General features: G+C 56.0%; 23 protein-coding genes. 9 read left to right on the forward strand and 14 right to left on the reverse strand.

Features of this window, described 5'->3' with window-relative positions; all coding sequences use genetic code 11:
* Nucleotides 1-66 precede the first annotated feature (66 nt).
* The gene (lplT, locus tag NI40_RS17945) at nt 67-1,260 is read right to left on the reverse strand and encodes a lysophospholipid transporter LplT (RefSeq protein ID WP_047060028.1); all 1,194 of its coding nucleotides are present in this window, start codon (nt 1,258-1,260) and stop codon (nt 67-69) included.
* On the reverse strand, nt 1,253-3,412 hold the full coding sequence (aas, locus tag NI40_RS17950; protein WP_039263322.1) for a bifunctional acyl-ACP--phospholipid O-acyltransferase/long-chain-fatty-acid--ACP ligase: 2,160 nt from the start codon (nt 3,410-3,412) through the stop codon (nt 1,253-1,255). The genes lplT and aas overlap by 8 nt, the downstream gene beginning before the upstream one ends.
* A 624-nt stretch (nt 3,413-4,036) precedes the next feature.
* Here aas and galR point away from each other — a divergent pair.
* Nucleotides 4,037-5,053, forward strand: a complete 1,017-nt coding sequence (galR, locus tag NI40_RS17955) for an HTH-type transcriptional regulator GalR (RefSeq protein ID WP_023309052.1) — start codon at nt 4,037-4,039, stop codon at nt 5,051-5,053.
* On the opposite strand, the gene NI40_RS17960 is transcribed toward galR, so the two are convergent.
* A complete protein-coding gene (locus NI40_RS17960) occupies nt 5,014-5,490 on the reverse strand; it encodes a GNAT family N-acetyltransferase (protein ID WP_039263473.1) in 477 nt (158 codons plus the stop codon). The genes galR and NI40_RS17960 overlap by 40 nt on opposite strands.
* Nucleotides 5,491-5,719: 229 nt before the next feature.
* Here NI40_RS17960 and NI40_RS17965 point away from each other — a divergent pair, with 229 nt between their 5' ends.
* Nucleotides 5,720-6,757 (forward strand): LacI family DNA-binding transcriptional regulator, encoded by a 1,038-nt coding sequence (locus NI40_RS17965; RefSeq protein ID WP_033146449.1) that lies wholly within the window; start codon nt 5,720-5,722, stop codon nt 6,755-6,757.
* On the opposite strand, the gene lysA is transcribed toward NI40_RS17965, so the two are convergent.
* Nucleotides 6,727-7,989: a diaminopimelate decarboxylase gene (gene lysA, locus NI40_RS17970; protein WP_039263321.1), complete on the reverse strand. Its 1,263-nt coding sequence runs from the start codon at nt 7,987-7,989 to the stop codon at nt 6,727-6,729. The genes NI40_RS17965 and lysA overlap by 31 nt on opposite strands.
* A gap of 121 nt (nt 7,990-8,110) precedes the next feature.
* Between lysA and NI40_RS17975 the strand changes: the two genes are divergently transcribed.
* A complete protein-coding gene (locus NI40_RS17975; RefSeq protein ID WP_033146451.1) occupies nt 8,111-9,037 on the forward strand; it encodes a LysR family transcriptional regulator in 927 nt (308 codons plus the stop codon).
* Here the strand turns inward: NI40_RS17975 and NI40_RS17980 are convergent.
* The 7 genes from NI40_RS17980 to NI40_RS18010 form a co-directional block, all read right to left on the reverse strand.
* On the reverse strand, nt 9,032-9,724 hold the full coding sequence (locus tag NI40_RS17980) for an aspartate/glutamate racemase (protein WP_039263320.1): 693 nt from the start codon (nt 9,722-9,724) through the stop codon (nt 9,032-9,034). The two genes, NI40_RS17975 and NI40_RS17980, sit on opposite strands and share 6 nt — an antisense overlap.
* Before the next feature lie 88 nt (nt 9,725-9,812).
* Entirely contained in the window at nt 9,813-10,937 is a 1,125-nt protein-coding gene (gene wzz(fepE), locus NI40_RS17985) for an LPS O-antigen length regulator Wzz(fepE) (RefSeq protein WP_039263319.1), read from the reverse strand.
* Between the two features lie 218 nt (nt 10,938-11,155).
* Nucleotides 11,156-12,571, reverse strand: coding sequence for an arabinose-proton symporter AraE (araE, locus tag NI40_RS17990; RefSeq protein ID WP_039263318.1), 1,416 nt, complete (start codon nt 12,569-12,571; stop codon nt 11,156-11,158).
* A gap of 313 nt (nt 12,572-12,884) precedes the next feature.
* Nucleotides 12,885-13,646: a 2-dehydro-3-deoxy-D-gluconate 5-dehydrogenase KduD gene (kduD, locus tag NI40_RS17995; protein WP_039263317.1), complete on the reverse strand. Its 762-nt coding sequence runs from the start codon at nt 13,644-13,646 to the stop codon at nt 12,885-12,887.
* A 63-nt stretch (nt 13,647-13,709) separates the two neighbouring features.
* Nucleotides 13,710-14,546 carry a 5-dehydro-4-deoxy-D-glucuronate isomerase gene (kduI, locus tag NI40_RS18000; protein ID WP_039263316.1) on the reverse strand — a complete coding sequence of 279 codons (837 nt, stop codon included), beginning with the start codon at nt 14,544-14,546 and terminating at the stop codon, nt 13,710-13,712.
* A gap of 235 nt (nt 14,547-14,781) precedes the next feature.
* The gene (locus NI40_RS18005) at nt 14,782-15,960 is read right to left on the reverse strand and encodes an acetyl-CoA C-acetyltransferase (protein ID WP_039263314.1); all 1,179 of its coding nucleotides are present in this window, start codon (nt 15,958-15,960) and stop codon (nt 14,782-14,784) included.
* 93 nt (nt 15,961-16,053) lie between these two features.
* Complete coding sequence (locus NI40_RS18010) at nt 16,054-16,920, reverse strand: LysR family transcriptional regulator (protein WP_039263313.1); 867 nt, start codon at nt 16,918-16,920, stop codon at nt 16,054-16,056.
* 105 nt (nt 16,921-17,025) lie between these two features.
* Between NI40_RS18010 and NI40_RS18015 the strand changes: the two genes are divergently transcribed.
* Both NI40_RS18015 and NI40_RS18020 read left to right on the forward strand, forming a co-directional pair.
* Complete coding sequence (locus tag NI40_RS18015; RefSeq protein ID WP_039263312.1) at nt 17,026-17,487, forward strand: multidrug/biocide efflux PACE transporter; 462 nt, start codon at nt 17,026-17,028, stop codon at nt 17,485-17,487.
* A 119-nt stretch (nt 17,488-17,606) separates the two neighbouring features.
* Nucleotides 17,607-18,836 carry an amino acid permease gene (locus NI40_RS18020; RefSeq protein WP_039263311.1) on the forward strand — a complete coding sequence of 410 codons (1,230 nt, stop codon included), beginning with the start codon at nt 17,607-17,609 and terminating at the stop codon, nt 18,834-18,836.
* Between the two features lie 37 nt (nt 18,837-18,873).
* On the opposite strand, the gene NI40_RS18025 is transcribed toward NI40_RS18020, so the two are convergent.
* Nucleotides 18,874-19,344, reverse strand: a complete 471-nt coding sequence (locus NI40_RS18025; protein WP_023309067.1) for an Lrp/AsnC family transcriptional regulator — start codon at nt 19,342-19,344, stop codon at nt 18,874-18,876.
* A gap of 115 nt (nt 19,345-19,459) precedes the next feature.
* Here NI40_RS18025 and NI40_RS18030 point away from each other — a divergent pair, with 115 nt between their 5' ends.
* Entirely contained in the window at nt 19,460-20,071 is a 612-nt protein-coding gene (locus NI40_RS18030; protein ID WP_039263308.1) for a LysE family translocator, read from the forward strand.
* 27 nt (nt 20,072-20,098) lie between these two features.
* On the opposite strand, the gene NI40_RS18035 is transcribed toward NI40_RS18030, so the two are convergent.
* Both NI40_RS18035 and yjdI read right to left on the reverse strand, forming a co-directional pair.
* A complete protein-coding gene (locus NI40_RS18035; protein WP_008499687.1) occupies nt 20,099-20,371 on the reverse strand; it encodes a GNAT family N-acetyltransferase in 273 nt (90 codons plus the stop codon).
* Nucleotides 20,372-20,381: 10 nt separating this feature from the next.
* Nucleotides 20,382-20,612, reverse strand: coding sequence for a 4Fe-4S mono-cluster protein YjdI (yjdI, locus tag NI40_RS18040; protein ID WP_008499689.1), 231 nt, complete (start codon nt 20,610-20,612; stop codon nt 20,382-20,384).
* A 176-nt stretch (nt 20,613-20,788) separates the two neighbouring features.
* Here yjdI and NI40_RS18045 point away from each other — a divergent pair, with 176 nt between their 5' ends.
* The 3 genes from NI40_RS18045 to NI40_RS18055 all read left to right on the forward strand — a co-directional run bounded on the left by NI40_RS18045 (nt 20,789) and on the right by NI40_RS18055 (nt 24,365).
* Nucleotides 20,789-22,429: an ATP-binding protein gene (locus tag NI40_RS18045; protein WP_039263307.1), complete on the forward strand. Its 1,641-nt coding sequence runs from the start codon at nt 20,789-20,791 to the stop codon at nt 22,427-22,429.
* Nucleotides 22,413-23,108, forward strand: a complete 696-nt coding sequence (locus NI40_RS18050) for a response regulator (RefSeq protein ID WP_127353301.1) — start codon at nt 22,413-22,415, stop codon at nt 23,106-23,108. Before NI40_RS18045 ends, NI40_RS18050 begins: the two co-directional genes overlap by 17 nt.
* 168 nt (nt 23,109-23,276) lie before the next feature.
* Nucleotides 23,277-24,365, forward strand: coding sequence for an ABC transporter substrate-binding protein (locus NI40_RS18055; RefSeq protein WP_039263305.1), 1,089 nt, complete (start codon nt 23,277-23,279; stop codon nt 24,363-24,365).
* Nucleotides 24,366-24,399 lie beyond the last annotated feature (34 nt).

A 24,399-nucleotide genomic window follows, 5' to 3' on the forward strand; every position in this document is an offset into this window, starting at 1 on the left:
CGTTTTTAGGGTTTGCTCCCTCTCCCTGTAGGAGAGGGCCGGAGTGAGGGCATCAGGCCGCACTTATCAGCGCCGACGTTGCCAGATCCACAATCCCGCAATCGCCAGCGCAAAAAGCCCGCCAAACCCGACGCCAATCCCCACCACCGGCACACCGACTTTTACCGCCAGCGAGTAGAGCCCCAGCATTAGCAGCATCGCCAGGTTTTCACCCAGGTTTTGTACCGCGATGGCGTTCCCCGCCCCGACGGTCTGCTTGCCACGTTCCTGCAGCAACGCGTTCAGCGGTACCACGAAGAAACCGCCCAGAATACCAATCAGAATGAGGAGGACATACGCAGGCAATAACGCATGTTGCAGCGAGAAAATCAGCACCACAACGCCAATCAGGATCCCTGCGGGCATGCAGCGTGCTACGGTCTCGAGCGTCACCAGCTTCGCCGCCGCGCCTGCCCCCACCACAATGCCGATGGCCACCATCGCGTTAAGATAGGTCGGCGTCGCGTTGTCGGTAATCCCCAGAGCTACCGGCACCCACAGCACCAGCAGGAAGCGCAGCGTGACGCCCGCGCCCCAGAACATGCTGGTTCCCATCAGGGAAAAACGCGTTTCTCCGTTACGCCACAGCACGCGACAGGCGGTAAAGAAACTGCCGGTCATTGGTTTAAAGCGCCAGGATTGCCCCGGGCGAGCCACCGGCAGTTTGGGAATAAACAGGTTCGCCACAACCGCCCCGCCATACACCACCGCGCAGATGCCCAGTGCCGCCAGGACATGCCAGTCGGCCAGTACGCCGCCCGCGACGGATCCGAGCAGGATTGCGGCAATGGTTGACGACTCCATCAGGCCGTTGGCTTTCACCAGCTTATCGCCCGTGGTCAGCTCTCCGAGAATGCCATACTTCGCCGGAGAGTAGGCGGCAGCGCCGATGCCCACCAGCGTGTAGCCAATAAACGGGTTGAAGCCAAAGCAAATGCTGGCGGCACCCAGCAGCTTGAGGCCGTTGGCAAACATCATCACCCGGCCTTTCGGGAAACTGTCCGCCACCTGCCCGACGAACGGAGCAAAGATAATGTAAGCGCCCACAAACACCATCTGCAGGATCGGCTGGCTCCAGTCGGGGTAAAACTCGGCCTTCAGCAGCGCCAGCGTGGCAAACAGCAGCGCGTTATCACCGAACGCAGAGAGAAACTGTGCGGCGATAACGGCCATCATGCCTTTCGATCTGAGCGATGTGTTAGTGTGTACTGACTCACGCATTTTGCTGTTCCGCCTCTTCAACCATGCCTTTCAGGGTCACGAAATCGGGCTTCCCGCTACCCAGCACCGGGAGCTGCTTCAGGTAGCGAATATCGCGCGGCACTGCCAGTTCAGGAATACCGTGTTCACGCGCATAGCTCAGTAACCTGTCGCGCTTAAGCTCAGCGTCGGTTGTAAACAGCACCAGCGCCTCGCCTTTGCTGGCATCGCTCTTCACTACCGTCGCATGCATCTTATCCGCGGACACGGCCGTCGCCAGTTGCTCAACCATTTCCAGCGAGACCATTTCACCGGCGATTTTGGCGAAGCGCTTCGCGCGTCCCTGAATCTGTACAAAGCCTTGTTCATCAAAACGGACAATATCACCGGTGTCGTACCAGCCGGTTTCAACCTCGCCGTTGACGTTTTCAGCCGTCGGCACCTCAAGCACGCCTGGGTTTTCCACGCGCAGATAACCGTTCATCACGTTTGGCCCTTTCAGCTGCAGACGGCCACCGTCTTCAATGCCCGGCACGGCCAGCAGACGCGCGTCCATCCCCGGCAGAATTCGGCCCACCGTACCCGGCTTCGCCGCCATCGGTACGTTAATCGAGACCACAGGAGCACACTCGGTAACGCCATAGCCTTCGAGAATGCGCAGGCCAAACTTGTCCTGCCAGATCTGACGCGTGCTCTCCTGCAGTTTTTCCGCACCGGCCACCACATACCGCACGCGATAGAAATCGTACGGATTAGCAAAACGCGCATAGTTGCCGAGGAACGTTGATGTGCCGAACAGGACGGTGCAGTTACGGTCATACACCAGCTCCGGCACAATCCGGTAATGCAGCGGGCTTGGATAAAGGAACACTTCTGCGCCGGTCAGCAGCGGCGTAAACAGCCCCACCGTCAGGCCAAAGGAGTGGAACAGCGGCAGCGCCGACATAAAACGGTCATTCGCGGTAAAGTCGGCAATGCTTTTGATCTGCTCAACGTTCGCCAGAATGCTCTTGTGGCTGTGGACGACGCCTTTCGGGTTGCCCTCCGAACCCGACGTGAAGAGGATAATCGCGTCATCTTCCGGCTGCTGTTTGACCTGCGCCAGACGCGGCATCAGCAGGTGAGCAAAAATCCACAGCTTGTCGCCGGTGGTGACGTCCGCTTTCAAATCTTCCAGGAAGACCCAGCGCACCTGGGTGAGCTGCTCGGGAAGATGCCAGAGCTTGCCTTTGTCCAGGAACTGACGGGAAGTAAAGACGGTATTAATCTGGGCAGCGGTGATGGCGCTGGTCAGTCCTTTCAACCCCGCCGTGTAGTTCATCATTGCCGGGATGCGCCCCCGGGAAACCGCACCAAAAATCACCGCCGCGCTGATGCCCGCGTTAGGCAGCATCAGGCCAATCTTTTCCCCCTTTTTGCTGTACTTCTCAAGAATGCGGCCCACAAACAGGGTCTTGGTCAGCAGCTTGCGATAGGTATCCGGGGTAAAGTTGATATCTTCGATGCAGTTTTTCTTCGCGCCATAGCGGTGCTGCGCGGAAAGCAGAGACTCGTACAGCGTTTCGCGCGGGCGCACGGCCATGCGCGCTTCCATCATAATCTGATGCAGCATTTCCCCGGCGATTTTACGGCGATCGCGAGCACGCGGCGCTTCCGGCATCGGTAACGACGTGGGCGGCAGAATATGCAGCGTGATTTTTGGGAACAGACGCTGCTTCACCAGCCCCTTCAGGCGGCTGAAATAGGTCAACTCTGCGCCTTCAATGCGCAGCGGCACCACGGTCGCTTTTGATTTCGCGGCAACAAACCCCGCCCCGTCGTAGATTTTCATCAGCGAACCGGTCACTGAAATACGCCCTTCCGGGAAAATAACCACCGGACGCCCCTGCTCAACCAGACGCACCAGATGCTTAATCATCATCGGCTTTGTCGGGTCGAGCGGCACAAAATCAATCAGCGGCGTGAGCCAGCGCATGTACCACTGCTGGCTGATAGAGGTATAGACCGCAAACACCGGGCGCACGGGTAAAAATAGCGCCAGCAGAATGCCGTCTATAAAGGAAACATGATTTGGTGTGATAAGAACGCGTTCACCGCGAAGCGCCTGGGCATCGCCAGTGACGCGGATGCGAAAAAGAATACGGAACAGTGTACGGAAGAACCCAAATAGCATCTCAACTCCCTTTGCCGGCCAGTGTGGAGGGTTGATAGTAAATGGTGGCAGATTACACGAGAAGTGATACGGGAGCGACAGCAAAAGTGGAGGCGAAAAAAAACCTGCGCATCCGCGCAGGTTGGTGCAAGAGATGAGTACGAAACCGTACTAAGAATTCTCACCAATCAATACCTCTGGGATCTTGATTGTGGCCGTTCGTCCTGCGCTTCGCCAGCAGGAAAACGCAAGGGAATGAGCCGAAGTGCAACCAGGTGTGAATATTCTCTGTTGCTGTTACAGATTGAACTATCAGGCAAAAAAAAACCTGCGTAAAAACGCAGGTTGGTGTAAAGCGTGTTAATCAACCGGAGTTGATTCCACCTATCAATACCTCTGGGACTTTGACTGTATCAACCTCTTTGACCACCTCGCCATTGGCCAATCGCAACAGCCTGACGCAAAGTGTAACCAAAGGTTCAGATTGACATTCTTCAGACACGACTGCGCGTGTAACGATTACACTACCAGGGTTGTCCTGCGTCACGTTTGTGGAGCGCGGAAATCCGCTCCCCTTGAATGCGCACCGCTTTTCCGCAACACTATTTGGTGTGTAAACGCTTACCCCCAATAAGAAGGTAATGAATGGCGACAATAAAGGATGTGGCCCGTCTGGCAGGTGTGTCTGTGGCAACCGTCTCTCGCGTGATTAACGACTCCCCAAAAGCCAGTGACGCATCGCGCCAGGCGGTACAAACCGCCATGGAATCCCTGAATTATCATCCCAATGCTAATGCCCGCGCGCTCGCCCAGCAGTCCACCGAAACCATTGGGCTGGTAGTGGGTGATGTTTCCGACCCCTTTTTCGGCGCCATGGTGAAAGCGGTTGAACAGGTCTCTTATCAGACGGGCAATTTTTTGCTGATCGGCAACGGCTATCATAATGAGCAAAAAGAACGCCAGGCCATCGAGCAGCTGATCCGCCACCGCTGCGCGGCGCTGGTGGTTCACGCCAAAATGATCCCGGATGCCGAACTGATTCACCTGATGAAGCAGATGCCTGGAATGGTGATCATTAACCGCATTATTCCCGGGTTTGAAAAACGCTGTGTGGCCCTCGACGACCGCTACGGTGCCTGGCTTGCGACCCGTCATCTGATTCAACAGGGCCATACCCGGATTGGCTATCTCTGTTCCAATCACCCGATTTCTGATGCGGAAGACCGCCTGCAGGGCTACTACGACGCTCTGCGCGAAAACGGCCTGCCGTGTAATGACCGTCTGGTGGCCTACGGTGAACCGGATGAGAGCGGCGGTGAACAGGCCATGACCGAGCTGCTCGGTCGCGGACGAAATTTCACGGCGGTTGCCAGCTATAACGACTCGATGGCCGCAGGGGCAATGGGGGTGCTGAATGACAACGGGATTGAGGTACCGGCAGAAATTTCGCTGATTGGCTTCGATGACGTGCTGGTCTCTCGTTACGTGCGCCCGCGTCTGACCACCGTACGCTACCCGATAATCACCATGGCAACGCAGGCCGCCGAGCTGGCGCTAGCGCTGGCTGAACAGCGCCAGCCGCCGGATATTACGCATCTGTTTAGCCCGACGCTGGTTCGCCGTCACTCCGTTGCGTCACCTGCGGAAGCGCAGAGCGAATAGCGATAGAGGTGAACCCGCGTGTTGGGGTATTCCAGCCCATCACCGATATACTGCCAGCCGTAACGTTCGTAGAAATCGCGGCAGGCAGACCAGAGGTGCAGTTCTTCATATCCCGCCTGCGCGGCCCGGGTAATAACGTGCTGCTGTAGCTTTCCTGCCAGCCCCTTGCCTCGCGCCGCGTCGTCAACGTAGAGCGCCGCCAGCCACGGAAAGAGATCCTGACGGGTGATCAAATCGCAGCGCCAGAGCCCTACCGTACCAACAAGCTGTTCGTCTTCTACGGCGATAAAGGTCAGCGGTAATGCTCCCGGCGTCTGGCTGTGCTCAATAATGCTGTGGAAAAATTCCCGAGAAAGCCCTTCGCCAAAGGCCTGCCAGAGCCAGTCGGTGACCTGCTCCGCATAGTGCGGTGCCTGGTAAAGCGGGAGGATGGCTATGTTTTTCACGTTTCACCTGCGTTTTCTCATGTATTTGCTGGCCTGTCGCCCCAGCTCGGTTCGGCGATTATTTTACCAGAGTCAGACTATTTAGTTTTACTTCACGCAGGCCAGACGAATCGTGACCAAAAAGCGTGATCGTGGCAGAAGTTTTGCGCTTCCCGCATCGCTTATACGCCGTGAGGTCTGTGTTAAACTGCAAATCATTACGTGGAAGCAGGAATGTAGAATGGCAACAATGCTGGATGTCTCACTGCGTGCGGGCGTGTCGAAGGCTACCGTCTCGCGCGTGCTGAACGGCACAGGTCAGGTTAAAGAGAGTACGCGTCAGCAGGTCTTTGCTGCGATGGAAGAGCTGGGATATCGCCCGAACTTCCTCGCGCGTTCGCTGGCTAACCAGACCAGCAACAGCATTGGCCTGGTCGTCTCGACCTTCGACGGCTTTTACTTTGGTCGTCTTCTCCAGCAGGCGTCGCGGCAGACGGAAACTCACGGGAAACAGCTGATCGTCACCGACGGTCACGACGCGCCGGAACAGGAAGAACAGGCGGTGCAGATGCTGGCCGATCGCCAGTGCGATGCCATCGTGCTTTACACGCGCTACATGAGCGAAAAAGCGATCGTCAAACTGATGAACACCGTAAAAACGCCGCTGGTGGTCATTAACCGTGAAGTAAGCCAGGCGCCGGATCGCTGCGTGTTTTTCGAACAGCAGGATGCCGCATTTAAGGCCGTGGATTACCTGATCGCCCAGGGCCATCGGGAGATCGCCTGTATCACCGTTCCGATCCACACCCCCACGGGTAAAGCGCGGCTGATGGGCTACCGTAAGGCGCTGGAAAAGCACGGCATTCGTCTGGACGAGCGTCGGATAAAGTACGGCGATGCGGGAATGACGCGGGGATACGAGCTGTGCAAGGAGTTGATTGCCGACGGAGTGCCGTTTAGCGCCCTGTTTGCCTGTAACGACGATATGGCCCTTGGTGCATCCAAAGCGTTACACCAGGCGGGGCTTAAAATTCCGCAGGATATTTCACTGTTCGGCTTTGACGATGCCCCAAGCGCGAAATGGCTGGAGCCCGCGCTCTCATCGGTTTATCTGCCCATCGACAATATGATTGTCACGGCCATCGATCAGGCGATCCGGCTGGCAAAAAACCAGCCGGTCGATGCTATCCCGCCGTTTACCGGCACGCTGGTGTTACGCGATTCGGTCACAACGGGGCCGTACTTTCATCAGATGAGTTCTAAAGCCAGCAGTTCCTGAATGGTCTGGCGACGACGGATCAGCCGTGCCTTGCCGTTATCAAACAGCACTTCCGGCAGCAGCGGGCGGCTGTTGTAGTTAGATGACATCGACGCCCCGTAGGCACCGGTATCATGCAGCACAAGATAATCACCCGGTTTGACCTCTGGCAGCGCGCGAGTCTCCACTTTGCCGCCTTCCTGCTGGGTAAACACGTCACCCGATTCGCACAGCGGGCCCGCAACGACCGTCTCAACGCGCGGCGCCTGCGTTAAATCACGGCCGTCGGCAGCCAGGGCGGTAATGTGGTGATAGCTGCCGTACATGGACGGACGCATCAGATCGTTAAAGCCTGCATCAATCAAGACGAAGTGGCGAGACCCCATCTCTTTGACGCTGCGCACCTGCGAAACCAGCACGCCGGCTTCCGCCACCAGGAAACGACCCGGCTCAATTTCCAGCTTCACCGCGTGACCAAGATGCGCGGCGATTTGGTCGCGCGCGGCGCTCCACAGACCGTAATAGTGATCGGTATCGATCGCCTCTTCGCCTTCGCGATAGGGAATGGAGAGGCCGCCACCGGCTGAGATCGCCTCCAGATCCTGACCGAAGTCGACAACCTGGTGCACCATCGCACCGCACACCTGCTCCAGGTGGCCGTAATCGACGCCAGAGCCAATGTGCATATGAATCCCCACCAGCTTCAGGCCATAGCGCTGTAATACCTCCAGCGCGGCAGGCATATCGGCATACCAGATCCCGTGCTTGCTGTTTTCACCGCCGGTATTGGTTTTTTGGCTGTGACCATGACCAAAGCCTGGATTCACGCGCAGCCAGACGCGATGGCCGGGAGAAACCTGACCCAGCTGCTCCAGCATATCTACAGAACCGGCATTCACCGGGATCTGCAGTTCGTGGACGCGCGCAAGCGTCGCATCGTCGATCACATCGGCGGTGAAGACGATCGCGTCGCCGTCGGCTTTCGGATCGAATCCGGCCGCCAGCGCGCGCTCGATTTCGCCAAGCGAAACGGAGTCGACCTTCACGCCCTGCTCACGCATCAGGCGCAGAATATGAATATTGGAGCACGCCTTTTGGGCAAAACGCACCACGTCAAACTGATGCAGGGCGGCGATCTTCTCGCGAACGATCTGCGCGTCGTAGACCCACACCGGGCAGCCAAACTCGGCAGGCAGGCGCAGCAGGTTATCGGCGTTCAAATCGGTCTCAGTCTGGTTCAGCGGGCGTGGCATGGTCTTCTCCGGGTAAATGCGTTTTGAAGATTACGCCACAGCGCGAAGAGAATAAAAAATATCGTTTTATCGCGAGTCTATGCAAAAATGATATGGATAGTTATCTGCTTTCAGGTGCCCTATGCCCGCCGTCAATTTACGCCACATCGAGATTTTTCACGCCGTGATGACCACCGGCAATCTCACCGAAGCCGCACAGATGCTGCATACCTCACAGCCGACGGTGAGCCGCGAGCTGGCGCGCTTCGAGAAAGTGCTGGGGCTGAAGCTGTTCGAGCGTACCCGGGGCAGGCTTCACCCGACGGTGCAGGGGTTGCGCCTGTTCGAGGAAGTCCAGCGCTCCTGGTACGGACTGGACAGAATAGTGAGTGCAGCGGAAAGCCTGCGCGAGTTTCGCCAGGGCGAGCTGTCGATCGTCTGTCTGCCCGTCTTTTCGCAATCCTTTTTGCCGATGCTGCTGCAGCCCTTTCTGGCCCGATACCCGGAGGTCAGCCTCACTATCGTTCCTCAGGAATCCCCCCTGCTTGAAGAGTGGCTTTCGGCCCAGCGCCATGATTTAGGCTTAACCGAAACCCTTTCCACGCCAGCGGGAACGGCACGCACGGAGCTGATCTCGTTAGATGAAGTGTGCGTTCTGCCCGCCGGACATCGGCTTGCCGGTAAGGCGGTGCTCACACCGGAGGATTTCCACGGGGAAAACTACATTAGCCTTTCGCAGACAGACAGTTACAGACAGCTGCTGGATACGCTGTTTGCCGAGCATCAGGTCAAACGGCGAATGGTGGTGGAAACGCACAGCGCGGCTTCGATTTGCGCGATGGTGCGGGCGGGCGTCGGCGTCGCGGTGGTGAATCCGCTCACGGCGCTGGATTATGCCGGAAGCGGGATCGTCATCCGCCGCTTTAGCGTGTCCGTCCCGTTCACCGTGAGCCTGATCCGCCCGCTGCACCGTCCGGCTTCCGCGCTGGTGGACGCTTTCACCGAACACTTAATGGAGCACGCGCGTCAGGTGGCGCTTCGTTTACCTGACCTGCAAAACCCGTTATGACAGCATAAACGCCACGGCATCTGCCGCGTGAATGGCGGTGGTATCGAATACCGGGATGGGGCTTCGCTCGGCCGGCACCAGCAGGCCAATCTCGGTGCAGCCGAAGATCACCCCTTCCGCCCCCTGCTGCGCCAGCGTTTCAATCACGCTGACGTAATACGCCCGGGAAGATTCGCTGAAGGTGCCGAGGCAGAGCTCGTCAAAGATAATCTGATTGATGCGCGCCCGATCGTCTTCATCCGGGATAAGGCTCTCGATCCCAAATTCACTGTGCAAACGCCCGCGATAAAAATCCTGTTCCATGGTGTAGCGTGTGCCCAAAAGCGCTACGCGGCGCATACCGGATGCGGCAATCGCACGACCGGTCGCGTCCGCGATATGCAAAAACGGCAGCGAGCAGCGGTCCTCAATATGCGACGCCACTTTGTGCATGGTATTGGTACAAAGCACGATACCCTCGGCGCCGGCACGCTCCAGTCCCAGCGCCGCCTGGGCCAGGATCTCTCCGGCTTTATCCCACTCCCCGCTCGACTGGCAGGCTTCGATTTCATGGAAATCAACGCTGTGCAGCAGCAGGCTTGCGGAGTGCAGACCACCCAGACGCTGCTTTACCCCTTCATTAATCAGGCGGTAATAAGGGATTGTCGATTCCCAGCTCATTCCACCTAACAGGCCGATCGTTTTCATCATCCCTCCTTTTCTTTGTTTCTTTTTTAACACAACCGAAGTACATAAAAAAAGGCGCTGTATTCAGCGCCTTTTTAAACTGCAGAGCTTATTTCGCCACCGGCTCTGGCGGCGAAGTACGGGTGAGCATCGCCTCGCGCAGTAAAACGCTACCGCAGGCAAACATCCCCCCCAGAAGCGCCGCCAGAACAACAATCAGAGCCTTGCCCGGGCCATCCTTTTTCACCGGCATGGAGGGAGAAAGCTGGTACCTGAATGGCTCAAGTTTAACATCGGCGAAGGAGAGCTTTTTCAGCTGTGCGAGGTAGTATTCCCTGTTCTGGAAATCCGCATTCAGCTCGGTTACGTCCTTCAAATTTTTTTCAATCTGCAGCTTTTGCGCGATACCGTCAGCACCGAGCGCAACGGAGTAATCCGGGTCATCTTTTACGGCCTGCCCGTTGCTGTAAACCGGCCTCTTGATGCCTGCGGCATTTGCCACTTCCAGCGAATAATTCAGTCGCTGCAGGTTGGTATTGTGAATATTGGTCAGACGAACTCGATCCAGTTCCAGCTGCTGCTCAACGACGTTCGTTTTTAGGGCGATCAGGTTGCGGATATTCTGCACCGTCTCTTTTTCTACAATAGCCGCGATATAATCAATGTACCCCGCCAGGACGGCTTGCGCATCGTCAGCTGTCGGTGCAGTGAAGCTCAATGTCCAGGAAACATAAGGCGTTTTATCCGCCTCTTTTCCCTGAGCGTTATTCACCGCTTTCATTCGATCTGAAATGTTGACTATCGCGCGATGCAGCTCAAGCGGATCCACCGTGGTGCCTTGCAGCTTCGATGTTACGTAAGGAGAGGTTGTCATATACTCTTCGAGCAATGACTGTGACTGGAACTTTTTAATAAACAGGTTAAAAGTTTGCGGACGGGTGATCTTCACGTCCACATCAAGCACCTGTAACGCCACCATCATCTGGCGCAGTGGGTTCCACTGCAGCTGTTCTGCCGGGGTGATCACCGCTTTACTGGTCCATTTCTGCGGCAGTAAAAATGAAACGGCCAGCCCCACCAGCGCGAAAGTAAAGATAATGGCGGCGATACGTTTTTTCGCCGCCAGAAGGACCTCAAACAATCCCAGAAGATCTATCTCTTTTGCGCTTACAGCCGGGGCGGCAAAACGGGGAAAGTCGAGGTCCGTGCTTTTTCTTAAATCCATTTCTGACATAGTGATTCTTCTTTTTCCGGCTGCAACGCGTCTTTGCTCAATTGATAGCGGTGGCCCGACAATTCAACAATCTAAGAAAAATCCTAATGCCAGTTCCCTCTCTGTGTCTACTCCCTACCAGAGTTAGTAGTGATCTTAGTCACATTATTATTGTGGCTAAGCCACCTTTTTCTTTTCCAGTTACGGCATAGAGTGAAGCCTTCGAACAGGCAAAACAATCACACGCCGATGTTCCGCAGTTTCTCTCCTGCCATCAGCTTGCGCTCGATATGTTCCAGCGTCACGCCTTTGGTTTCCGGGATCAGCCAGAACGTAACGCCAATAAACGCTACGTTCAGCACCGTATAGAGCCAGAAGGTTCCGGCAGCGCCAATCGCGTCCAGCAGCGTCAGGAACGTCGCGCCGATGATCATGTTCGACACCCAGTTGGTGGTCGTGGAACAGGTGATGCCAAAGTCACGGCATTTGAGCGGCTGAATTTCGGAGCACAGGATCCACACCACCGGCGCGGCGCTCATCGCGTAACCTGCGATACACATCATGGTCATACCGACAGAAAGCCAGGAAAGCCCGCTTGAGGCCGTGCCGTTATCAAACTGCATCAGGCAGTAGCCCAGGATCAGCGTACCGAGCGCCATCACGCTGAAGCCAATTTTCAGCGCCGGTTTACGCCCGGCTTTGTCCACGGTGAATACCGCAATAAAGGTGGCGAACATGAAGGTCAGCCCGACCACCAGAGTCGCAATCATCTGCTGTTCCGTAGTGGTAAACCCGGCCATTTTGAAAATGCGCGGCGCGTAATACATGATGATGTTCATGCCGGTGAACTGCTGCATTGCCTGCAGCAACATGCCGAGGAAGACCGCGCGGCGCACGTTGCGGTTGCTCTTAAACAACGCCCAGCCGCCCTGCTTTAGCTTCAGGCTTTCGCGGATTTCGTTCAGCTCTTCGCGCGCTTTTTCCGAGGTATCGCGCAGCATGCGCAGAACCTCTTCCGCCTCCACGTGACGCCCTTTTTGCGCCAGCCAGCGCGGGCTGTTTGGCAGGAAAATCACCAGGACGATCAGCACCAGCGCCGGTAAGGCCAGCACGCCCAGCATCGCGCGCCAGTTGCCGCTGTAGCTGAAGTAGGTGTCAGACAGGAACGCCAGCACAATACCCAGCGTGACCATCAGCTGATACATGCTGATCATCTTGCCGCGCACGTTTTCGCTCGCCATTTCGGAGAGATAAAGCGGCGCGGTGTAGGAGGCAATCCCCACCGCCACGCCCAGCAGCACGCGGGAGAGCAGGAGGATTTCAACGTTAGCGGCAAACGCCGAGCCAATGGAGCCGGCAACGAACAGAATCGCCCCGACCATCAGGCTGTATTTGCGCCCCAGGCGGAACGACAGCCAGCCGTTGAACAGCGCGCCGATGGCCGCGCCGAGCATCATGCTGCTCACCACCCACTCCTGCAGGCGACTGCTGAGGGTAAAGTGATCGGTAATAAACGGTAGTGCGCCGGCAATGACGCCGATATCCAGTCCAAATAACAGGCCCGCCACGGCGGCGGCAATGGAGACAAACTGGTTCATGCGGCGAGTATCACGCAGCGCAGCGGGCATTAGGGTAGAGTCATTTATCGATGTCATATTTTTCCTGCCTCAACAGCAAAATTCGTTAACTGAAATTACGAGAAAGCGAAGAAAAGTGTCAGGCAGGAAATCGCGAAGTTATGGATTATTCCGCTACGGCATACGGTTCTGTGATGGACATTACAATTTCAACTCGTGGCGAATAATCACGTATTTTTACTAATCAGTTAATATTTAAGCAATAAAAGTGTGATTGCCGTCATTTGTGATTTTTTAGTATGGATTTTTCATCTTTATCGATATGGACTAAGCCAATTATTGCGCAAAAAAAACCTCCGCCCACAGGCAGAGGTTCTTAATACAGGTGGAATTAACGCGCCAGCCAGCCGCCGTCTACAGCCACGGTGTAACCGTTGATGTAATCCGAGGCGGAGGAGGCCAGGAAGACAATCGGCCCCATCAGATCGCTCGGCAGACCCCAGCGTCCCGCAGGGATACGCTCGAGGATCGCCGCGCTGCGCTCTTCGTCAGCACGCAGCTGCTGCGTGTTGTTGGTCGCCATGTAGCCCGGCGCAATCGCATTCACGTTGATGTTATGTTTCGCCCATTCGTTTGCCAGCAGGCGGGTCACGCCCATCACGGCGCTTTTGGACGCGGTGTAAGACGGCACGCGGATGCCGCCCTGGAACGAGAGCATAGAGGCAATATTGATGATTTTGCCGCCTTGCCCCTGTGCAATAAAATGCTTCGCCGCCGCCTGGGACATGAAAAATACGCTCTTGATGTTCAAATTCATCACGTCATCCCAGTCGCGCTCGCTGAAGCCGATCGCGTCTTCGCGGCGGATCAGCCCGGCGTTGTTCACCAGAATGTCGATATGACCGAATTCAGCCACCGCGCGGTCCAGCAGTTCAGGAATGGCATCGATTTTACGCAGGTCAGCGGTCAGGCTCAGGAAACGGCGGCCCAGGGCCGTCACGCGTTCGATGGTCTCAGTCGGTTCAACGATATTAATTCCGACGATATCGCAGCCCGCTTCCGCCAGGCCTAACGCCATTCCCTGACCCAGCCCGGTGTCACACCCGGAAACCACAGCCACTTTCCCCTGCAGAGAGAATGCATCCAAAATCATGTTTATTCCTTACTCTTTCAGAGCCTGTCACTCACAGGCAGGTTTATGCTTCACCGCCCGCGACTAGCGCAGATCGCTGACCGCAACGTGGTCCATATCATCAAAGACCTGGTTTTCCCCCACCATTCCCCAGATAAAGGTGTAGGCTTTCGTCCCTACGCCAGAGTGAATGGACCAGCTCGGTGAAATCACCGCCTGCTCGTTGTGCATCACGATATGGCGCGTTTCCTGCGGCTGTCCCATCATGTGGAATACGCAGGCGTCCTCATCCATATTGAAGTAGAAGTAGACTTCCATGCGGCGCTCGTGGGTATGGCACGGCATGGTGTTCCACAGGTTGCCCGGTGCCAGCTCGGTCAATCCCATGCTGAGCTGGCAGGTCTCCAGCACGTCCGGCACGAAGTATTTATTGATGGTGCGGCGGTTGCTGGTGAGGTTGTCACCCAGCGTCACGGGTGCGACGTCTGCGGTGGTCACTTTTTTGGTTGGGTAGGTGGAGTGAGCCGGCGCGCAGTTGTAGTAAAACTTCGCAGGCCTGCTGCCGTCGATGCTGGCAAAGACCACGTCTTTCGCCCCTTTACCCACGTACAGCGCCTCGCGATGGCCAATCTCATAGCATTTTCCGTCTACGGTGATGGTGCCCGGCCCGCCGATGTTAATCACCCCCAGCTCGCGACGCTCGAGGAAGTAGCTCACGCCCAGCTGTTTACCGACCTCACCGCCCACGGAGACACTTTTCGTGACGGGCAGAATCCCGCCCACAATGATGCGGTCGATATGGCTGTAAACCATGGTGTACCTGTCGGCCTCGAATACCTGCTCGACTAAAAATGCATTGCGCAGCCCCTGAGTATCCAGCGTTTTGGCGTGCGCACTGTGGATGCTTTCTCTGACGTCCACGGTAACCTCCAGATGTGGTCATGCCCGAAGGCGGAAATAAACGAAACAGCGTTCCGTTTTTCATAATGAGCACATACTATCGGCATAAAGCGGGCTTTTCAATTATATTTAAAACAATGTTTCATTTTTATTTTTGTTTATAGCGAAAATGATGTTCGGATCACAATTAAGCCGCCGGGAGAAAAAAAACGCGAAAAAAAACCTCCCGGAGGAGGTCATTTTTAATGAGAAGAGGTTAGCGTTCGATAGCCAGCGCCACCCCTTGCCCGCCGCCTATACAGAGTGTGGCAATCCCTTTGCGGGCATTGCGCTTTTTCATTTCGTGGACCAGCGAAACCAGGATCCGGCAGCCGGACGCACCGATAGGATGGCCCAGCGCGATCGCGCCACCGTTAACGTTGACCCGCAGAGGATCCCACTCCAGCATTTTTCCGACGGAGATCGCCTGCGCGGCATAGGCTTCGTTCACCTCGATCAGATCCACATCCGAAAGCTGCCACCCCGCGCGCTCCAGGCAGCGGCGTGTCGCGTAGACCGGTGCGATCCCCATTAACGCAGGATCAACCCCTACGCTGGCGAACGCCTTAATGCGGGCCAGGACGGGAAGATCGAGTTCAAGGGCTTTGCTTTCGCTCATCATCATAACGGCAGCAGCGCCGTCGTTAATGGAAGAGGCATTTCCCGCCGTCACCGAGCCCTGCATTTCAAACGCGGGATTCAGCCTCGCCAGGCCTTCAGCGCTGGCGTCGGTGCGCGGCTGTTCATCGGTATCCACGAGGATACGCTCGCCGCTCTGACGCTGCGTGCTGACCGGGACAATCTCGTCGCGAAAGCGACCGGAATCAATCGCCGCACGCGCTTTTTGCTGCGAGCTTAGCGCATAGGCATCCTGCACCTCACGGCTGATGCCGTACTCGCGCGCCAGGTTTTCCGCCGTCACGCCCATATGATAGTCATTGAACGCATCCCAAAGCCCGTCATGCACCAGGCTGTCGAGCAGCTGACTGTTGCCAAGCTGTGCGCCGGTCCGGCTGTCGGTCAACACGTGCGGCGCGCGGCTCATATTCTCCTGCCCGCCCGCGATGATCACGTCCGCTTCACCACACTGAATGGCTTGCGTCGCGAGATGCAGCGCTTTTAATCCTGAACCACAGACGTCGTTGATGGTGATGGCCGAAACGGTATTGGGCAGCCCGCCCTTCAGCGCCGCCTGACGCGCAGGGTTTTGCCCGGCACCGGCCGTGAGGACCTGTCCCAGGATCACCTCATCAACTTCATATGCTGCGATCCCGCTGCGTTCCACCAGCGCTTTTACCACCACGCTGCCCAGGTCAACCGCCGAGTGACGCGCGAGCGCTCCCTGAAAACAGCCGATAGCTGTACGCAACGCACCCACTATTACGACATCTTTCATCACGACCTCTGTGTTAAATGACATGACGATAGTAGAGGATTGTTACTGGCAATTATCTTAATTGTTTAAAAATAGTGAGTTTAATCACAAGGATCAGCGCGCATCCTGCAGATACTGCCGCAGCCAGCTGCCGGCAACGCCGGGAGGGGATCGTTTATTCCACAGCAGATCGATGCCGATCGCCCGCGGCCAGCCGGGAACATTGAGCTGTACCAGGGATTTCGCGGCGGCAAATTCATCCACCAGCGCGCACGGCAGCACGCACCAGCCAAATCCCTGTACCGCCATACTCAAGAGTAACAGGTAATTCGGTGCTGACCAGACGGGCCCGCGCGCGATCTCAGCCTCGCGCTCAAGATAGGTGCTGAGCCGCAGCTCTCGCCAGCCGTGCAGCTCGTCATGCTGAACGTCATGTTGTCCGGCCAGCGGATGCGCGATCGCGACGTAGATCGCCATGCGGGTCTGCATCGGCAGGCGGGTGACGCCAATATCCGTAGGGTAACTGTCGCGCGCTTCCGTCAGGCCAATCTGCGCTCGCTCCTTTTGCAGCAGATCGATCACATCCTCTTCCTCGCCAATCAGACATTCGAATTCCGTATGGGGAAAACGCGCGTCAAACTGTTTCATCATCTCTTCCAGCACGTCCGGGTTGAGGGTATCGGAAAGGACAAACGTCAGACGCGCCTCCGTTTGCGCCGTTAGCGATACCGCCAGCTCATCCAGCCGCGTGCTGGCGGCGAGAATAGCCTGCACGTAGCCCAGCACCTGTTCTCCCTGGACCGTTAACACCGGCTGGCGTGCCGAGCGGTCAAACAGCTCGAAACCGAGATCGGCTTCAAGATTGGCAATCGACGTGCTGATCGTCGACTGGCTTTTACGCAGCCGGCGTGCGGCAGCGGAAAAAGAGCCCGCCGCAACGGTCTCGACAAACGCCTTAAGGGCTTCGGGTGAATAGCGCATAACCTATCTACTTTAGCGATGGATACCATCTTTAATATATCAGCTTTAGCGATGAAAATAGGCTGCATCAACGCCCATACCGGCGAATTAATGAGGTCTATGACTATGCAACATCAGGATGCACTCCAACGTAAACTGCCGGAGCGGATCTTTCATGCTGTCTGTTTCGAAGGGATTGCTACGGCGATCCTCGCCCCTACGGCGGCGTGGCTGATGCAGCGTTCCGTGGTGGAGATGGGTGGGTTGACCATTATTCTGGCCACCACCGCCATGCTGTGGAACATTCTTTATAACTTCGGCTTCGACCGTTTCTGGCCGGTTCAGCGCGTCAAACGTACTGCGAAAGTGCGCGCGCTGCATGCGCTGGGGTTCGAATGCGGGTTTATCGTGATTGGCGTGTCGATTGTCGCCGCCGTGCTGGGCGTTACGCTGCTTCAGGCATTCACGCTTGAAATAGGTTTCTTCCTGTTCTTCCTGCCGTACACCATGTTCTATAACTGGGCATACGATAGCCTGCGCGAGAAATTTCTTAAGCGTCGCCAGCAACGGCGCGCCCTGGCAGGCTAAACCGCCTCTGGCCGGACGCCCGTTCCGGCCAAACTCCGTCGAAGCAACTGCGCTCTCCGTGCATAACTATGGTAAATTGCACGCCATTCCGATGGTTTGATAGTTGATACGTTGCTCTAATGTCGAAAATTTGGTCAAAAGATGAGACTCTCTGGAGTTTCGCTCTCTATGGCACGGCCGTGGGCGCAGGAACGCTGTTCTTGCCCATTCAGCTGGGCTCCGCAGGCGCTATCGTCCTGTTTATTACCGCCCTCGTGGCCTACCCCTTAACCTACTGGCCGCACCGGGCGCTGGCGCAATTTATCCTGTCGTCGAAAACAAAAGGCAACGAAGGGATCACCGGCGCCGTCTCGCACTATTACGGCAGGAAGATTGGCAACCTGATCACCACGCTCTATTTCATCGCCTTCTTTGTGGTGGTACAGATTTATGCGGTGGCCATCACCAACTCGCTCACGGAGCAGCTGGCGAAACACCTGACGGTGGATACCGCCGTTCGCGTGCTGGTCAGCCTGGGGGTGGTGCTGGTTCTGAATCTGATCTTCCTGATGGGGCGCCATATCACGATAAAAGTGATGGGCTTCCTGGTGTTTCCGCTGATTGCCTATTTCCTGTTTGTCTCGCTCTATCTGACCGGAAGCTGGCAACCCTCGCTGTTGACCAGCCAGATGGCCGTCGATCGCCATACGCTGCATCAGGTATGGATTTCGATTCCGGTGATGGTGTTTGCTTTCAGCCATACCCCGATTATCTCAACGTTTGCCGTTGACCGTCGCGAGAAATTTGCCGACGGTGCTATGGATAAATGCAAGAAAATCATGAAGGTGGCATACCTGATCATCTGCCTGAGCGTGCTGTTTTTTGTCTTCAGCTGTCTGCTCTCAATTCCGCCGTCGTACATTGTGACCGCCAAAGAGCAAGGGGTAACGATCCTGTCCGCGCTGTCGATGATGCCTTCTTCTCCGGCGTGGCTGGGCATTTCCGGGATTATCGTGGCGATTATTGCGATGTCGAAATCGTTCCTCGGCACCTATTTTGGGGTGATTGAAGGGGCGACGGAGATCGTGAAGTCGTCGCTCAATCAGGTGGGCGTGAAAAAGAGCCGCGCCTTTAACCGCGCGATTTCCATTATGGGGGTGTCGTTAATCACCTTTGCCGTCTGCTGCATTAACCCGAACGCCATTTCGATGATTTACGCCATCAGCGGCCCGCTTATCGCCATGATCTTGTTTATCATGCCGACGCTGTCGACGTATCTGATCCCCTCCCTGAAACAGTACCGCTCCATTGGCAACCTGCTGACGCTGATCGTCGGCGTGCTGTGCGTGTCGGTGATGTTTGTCGGCTAAACGCCCTGCATGCCCGGCGTTCTGCCGGGCATGCCTCTCAGTCTCGCCCTGCTGATTCCAGCGGAAAAGGTCTGTCCTGCACGACCGTTTTCATCACAAGCGTAGAGCGAAGGTGCTGCACGCCGGGCATGGCGGAGAGCTTCTCGTCGTAGAGTTTCTGGAAAGCGGACAGGTCGCGGGTCACGACGTGCATCAGATAATCGGGATCGCCAAACAGACGCTGTGCCAGCACGATCTGCGGGATTTCCTCCACCGCCGCTTCAAACGCGCTAACCGCCTTTCTGTCACCCTCCTTCAGCGTCGCAAACACTATCGCCAGGAAGTTGAACCCCATTTTGGCGGGGTCGAGGCTGGCACGGTATCCCGTTATGGCCCCGCTTTGCTCCAGCGCCCGCACGCGACGATGGCACGGCGAGAGGCTCAGATTCACTCTTTCCGCCAGCTCGGTCAGGGATAAACGGCCATCAGACTGTAGCTCAGCAAGAATTTTTCGATCGATGCTATCCATGTGGAAGATTTTCTCATTTTCACGGTGTTATGAGCATAACATTGAAAGCCTATTTCGCAGGGTTAGCGATATTCTTTTTCTCAACGTTTGACGCACTGCGGGAGTTTTCAGAACGATGGAAATGAGTATTGTGGCCGGCTTTTGGGTGGTTTCTTTTCTGCTCATCATGACGCCGGGCGCCGACTGGGCCTACGCCATTAGCGCCGGGATTAACGGGCGACGCGTGGTACCGGCGGTGATGGGGTTAATGTCCGGGCATCTGTTAGCTACGCTGATTGTGGTGGCTGGCGTGGGCGTAGTGATTGCTCAGCATCCGCTGGCGTTAACCGGGCTGACCGTTGCGGGGGCCGTGTATCTCCTCTGGCTTGGCATCGGGCTGTTGCGTCACCCGGCCGCACCGGAAAAGGCCACCCACCATGCGGGAAACTGGAGACAGTGGGCGGTGAAAGGGCTCTGCATTAGCGGCCTTAACCCGAAAGTCTTTTTGCTTTTCCTGGCGCTGCTTCCGCAGTTTACCGACCCGACCGGAAGCTGGTCGCTAGCGATGCAGATGTCCGCGCTTGGTGTGATGCACCTTATCACCTGTACGCTGGTCTATCTGCTGGTGGGGTATGGTTCGAAAGCGGTACTGGCGACCCGGCCACAGGCGGCGCGTAGGGTGAGCATGGCGTCAGGAGGGATAATGGTGCTGATCGCGATGGTATTGCTGTTTGAGCAGGTAAGATAAAAAAACACCGGCCATCGCCGGTGTTATTTACGCCCGAATATCGTCATATTCCCGCGTTTTATCAAACTCATGCTTCGCGAACGGGCACAGCGGGATAATTTTACGGTTCTCACCGCGCATCTTCTCCACCACTTTCGCCACCAGCTGTTTACCGACGCCCTGCCCTTTCAGGCTTTCATCCACATCGGTGTGCTCGATAATGCTCAGGTGCTCGCCGGTCGGTACAAAGACAATCTCCGCGACCTGGTTGCCGTTCGCATCATTGACGTAAAACTTGTTATGGCCTTCCAGAATATCCATGGTTCCTCGCTTATTTTTGGCGATACTTCAGCGCACCGCTCGGGCAGGTATCAATCACGCGTACAACCGTTTCAACGTCCACTTCATCGGGAATGATCCACGGCTTACGTTTCAGATTAAACAGCTTTGCGCTCCCACGCACGCAGTTACCTGAGTGTTTGCAGATCCCGGTATTGAAGTAAACGTCAATTTTCTCGCCGGTATAGGCCCGGTAACCCGCATCCAGTAGTTCTTTATCCATGACATTGCCTCTGTAATTATTATCGTGCTGAATGAAGCATAGCCTTACGGGATCCTGATGGCTATAACGCCGAAAACGAAAAGCCAGGTCACAACTCTTTTCTCGCCAGATTGCGTCCGCTATTGGCCCATGTCAGGCTCGGCAAATGTCACTTTTACATAACTTCCGCAGGTTGAATGAAACGCAGACTCTCTTTTCAGGTAAAGCTGTTTTTAGCGCTGGTGTGCTTCTCCTGCCTGCTGTTAGTTCTGCTGGGAACAATCCTTTTCCATTTTATTGACCGACAGCTCCATCACGATCTCGGCCAGCGCGCCCGGGTTCAGGCCAGCCAGATCGCGCTGATGCCGGGTCTGGCGGCAATGGTAGCGGCCAGAGATATTCCGGGAATAGCCCGGTTAATTCAGCCGCTGCGCGCCGAAAGCGATGCCAGCTACATTGTGATTGGCGATACCGAGGAACAGCACCTTTATCATTCGGAATCCCCGGAGCGTATTAATTTACCGATGATCGGCGGGGATAATGCAGAAGTGTTAAAGGGCAAAACCATTATTTCCGTGCGTCAGGGCGGAATTGGCGTGTCGCTACGCAGCAAAGCCCCCATCTTCAACGCGCAGCATCAGGTGATTGGCATTGTCTCGGTCGGCTATCTGACGTCATATATTGCCAATATTAACGCCCGCATTCTCTGGCAGTCCGGGCTATACGGCGCAGCGCTTCTGCTGCTGCTGTTTATTTTCTCCTGGCTGTTTACCCGCAATTTAAAAAAACAGATGTTCCGGCTGGAGCCGAAAGATATCGCTCAGCTGGTTTTGCAGCAGCGCGCGCTATTAGAAGCCATGTACGAAGGGGTATTTGCCGTTAATGGCGAGAAGCAGCTGATTTTAATTAACCGCGCGGCACGAGAAATGCTGGATATTCGGCAAAATGAGAAAGAACTTATCGGTAAACCGCTGGAAGACATTCTGCAGACGGCGCCGGGCTTTTTATCCCAGCGCTACGCCTCGGTGAGCAGCGGGAGCCACGACCAGATTGCGGTGCTGAACCAGCGCGAGGTGATCGTCAACCGGGTAGCCATTGAGGTCGAACCGGGCGTTGAAAGCGGTTGGGTATACAGCTTTCGCGACAAAAATGACATCAACACGCTCAGCAGCCAGCTCAGTCAGATCAAACGCTATGCGGATAACCTGCGCATTATGCGCCACGAACAGCTGAACTGGACCGCCACTCTGGTCGGGCTACTGCAGATGAAACATTATGACGAGGCGATCCGTTACATTCAGGTGCAGTCAGAAGGCGCGCAGCGCGTGCTGGACTTTGTCTCAGCCCATTTTGTCTCCCCGGCGCTGTGCGGGCTGCTGCTCGGAAAATACGTCAGCGCGCGCGAAAAAGGCATCGAGCTGCTGTTTGACCCCGCCTGCCAGCTCACCCGGATGCCTGCCGCGCTGAGTGAAACGGAGCTGATGTCCATTATTGGTAACCTGCTGGACAACGCCGTGGAGGCGACACTCTACGCGCCGGTCCACGCGCCGGTAGAACTCTACATTTCTGACCGTAACCAGGAGCTACTGATCGAGGTGGCTGACCGGGGCTGCGGGGTGGACGATGCGTTGAAGCCGCACATTTTCCGCCAGGGATTCAGCAGCAAGCCGGACAGCGAAAACGACATTGTGGGTACCGAGCACGGTATTGGCCTGTTCCTGGTGGCAGGATATATCGACAAGGCCGGCGGCAGCATTGAGATTGCCGACAACACGCCGCAGGGCACTATTTTTTCTGTGTTTATTCCGAATGGGCGACAGCATGACTCGACCACTTGACGTTGTGATAGTTGAAGATGAGCCGCACCTGGCGGAGCTGCATCGCGAGTATATCGAGCAGAATTTCCATCTGCGCGTGGTGGGCATCGCCGCGTCGATTGAGCAGGCATGCAGCCTGATTCGTCAGTACCAGCCGCGACTTATCCTGCTGGACAACTATCTCCCGGACGGTAAAGGCGTGGAGTTAATTGATAATCCGCTACTGAAAAGCTACGAATGCTCGGTGATTTTCATCACCGCCGCCAGCGATATGCAGACCTGCAGCCACGCCATGCGCAGCGGCGCGTTTGACTACCTGATTAAGCCCGTCTTTTTCCAGCGCCTGCACGCCTCGCTGGAGCGGTTTATGCGTTTTATCCACACCGTGCAGCAGGTGAAGGTGGTCGATCAGCATGCGCTGGATCGCCTGTTTAATCTTCCCGCTGCGGAAGCCTCCATTACGCCGTCGACGAAGGGCATTGAACCCCAAACGCTGGAACGGATTAAAAACCTGTTTGCCGAGCATCCCGACACCGCGATGTCGGTTGAAGAGGTGGTGGAAAACGTGGGGATCAGCAAAACCACGGGGCGTCGCTACCTTGAATACTGCGTGGAGAGCGGGTTAATCAGCGTCGAAATGCTGTATGGCAATATTGGTCATCCGCGAAGGTTATACCGCAAAGCGCCCGATAAACCGTAATCCAGAACCGTTCACAGGCTAACGTTCGCGGATTTTATGGTGTTAATTGCTGAAACGACGGCGACAATCACACTTCGGAATCATTGCCCGCTTCACCCTCTTGTGGGTGGAGCCCGATACGCTATGTTGACAATTAGTTCCTCAAATGTAACTAAAAGGTTAACTATAATGTCGAACACGTTCCGAATTTCTCTGCTTACCGCTACTGTACTGTTCTCTGCTTCTGCACTCTCTGCCCTGCCGCAGGGCTATCCTGCTGAGTATCTAAAAGTTGTTGATGCCGCAACGAAAGAGGGCAAGGTTGTTATTTACTCCACCACCGACATCAAGGCCGCCGGACCGCTGATCCAGGGCTTCGAAAAAACCTACCCGGGCATTAAAGTCGAATACAACGACATGAACAGCACCGAGCTGTACAACCGCTTCATCAGCGAACAGGCCTCCGGTGGCGTGAGCGGCGACGTGGTCTGGAGCTCCTCTATGGACACCGGCCTGAAGCTCGCCACCGACTACGCCATGGAGTATAAATCGCCGGAGCAAAGCCAGCTGCCGAAATGGGCGGTCTGGAAGGATAAGGCTTATGGTACTACCTATGAGCCGGTGGTCTTTATCTACAACAAGCGCCTGATCCCGGCTGGCGACGTGCCGGATTCTCACGCCGCGCTGGCGAAACTGATTGCCAGCCAGACGGACAAATTCAAGGGCAAAGTCACCACCTACGACATCGAAAAATCGGGTCTGGGCTTTATGCTCTCGGTTCAGGATCACAACGCCGATCCTAATTACTTCAAAACCCTGGCCGACGTCGCCAAAGGTGGCTTATCGGTGCAGTCGTCTACCGGCACCATGATGGAGCGCGTCTCCTCCGGTGAAAACCTGATCGGATTCAACATCCTCGGTTCCTACGCGGAAGCGCGCGCGAAGAACGATCCTTCGCTCGGCATTTCCTATCCAAAAGATTACACCCTGGTGCTGTCTCGCGTGTCGTTCATCAGCCAGCAATCGCAAAACAGCAACGCCGCGAAGCTGTGGCTGGACTATGTGCTGTCTGAACAAGGGCAAAACATTCTGGCCAATCAGGCAGACATTCCCTCCATTCGTAACGATATCGAAGGGAAAAATGATATCGACGGCCTGACCAAAATCCTCGGCAACGCGCTGAAGCCAATTCCGGTTGATGAAACGCTGCTGGAATACCTGCAGCCGAAAAAACGCCTGGAGTACATCAAAGAGTGGCGTACCGCCGCCGGTAAATAAGCGTCTGAGCGCGGCGCAGGCCGCCGCGCTCCCT

Origin of the sequence: Enterobacter sp. E20 (genome assembly GCF_000801755.2) — a bacterium.
GTDB lineage: Bacteria > Pseudomonadota > Gammaproteobacteria > Enterobacterales > Enterobacteriaceae > Enterobacter > Enterobacter asburiae_B.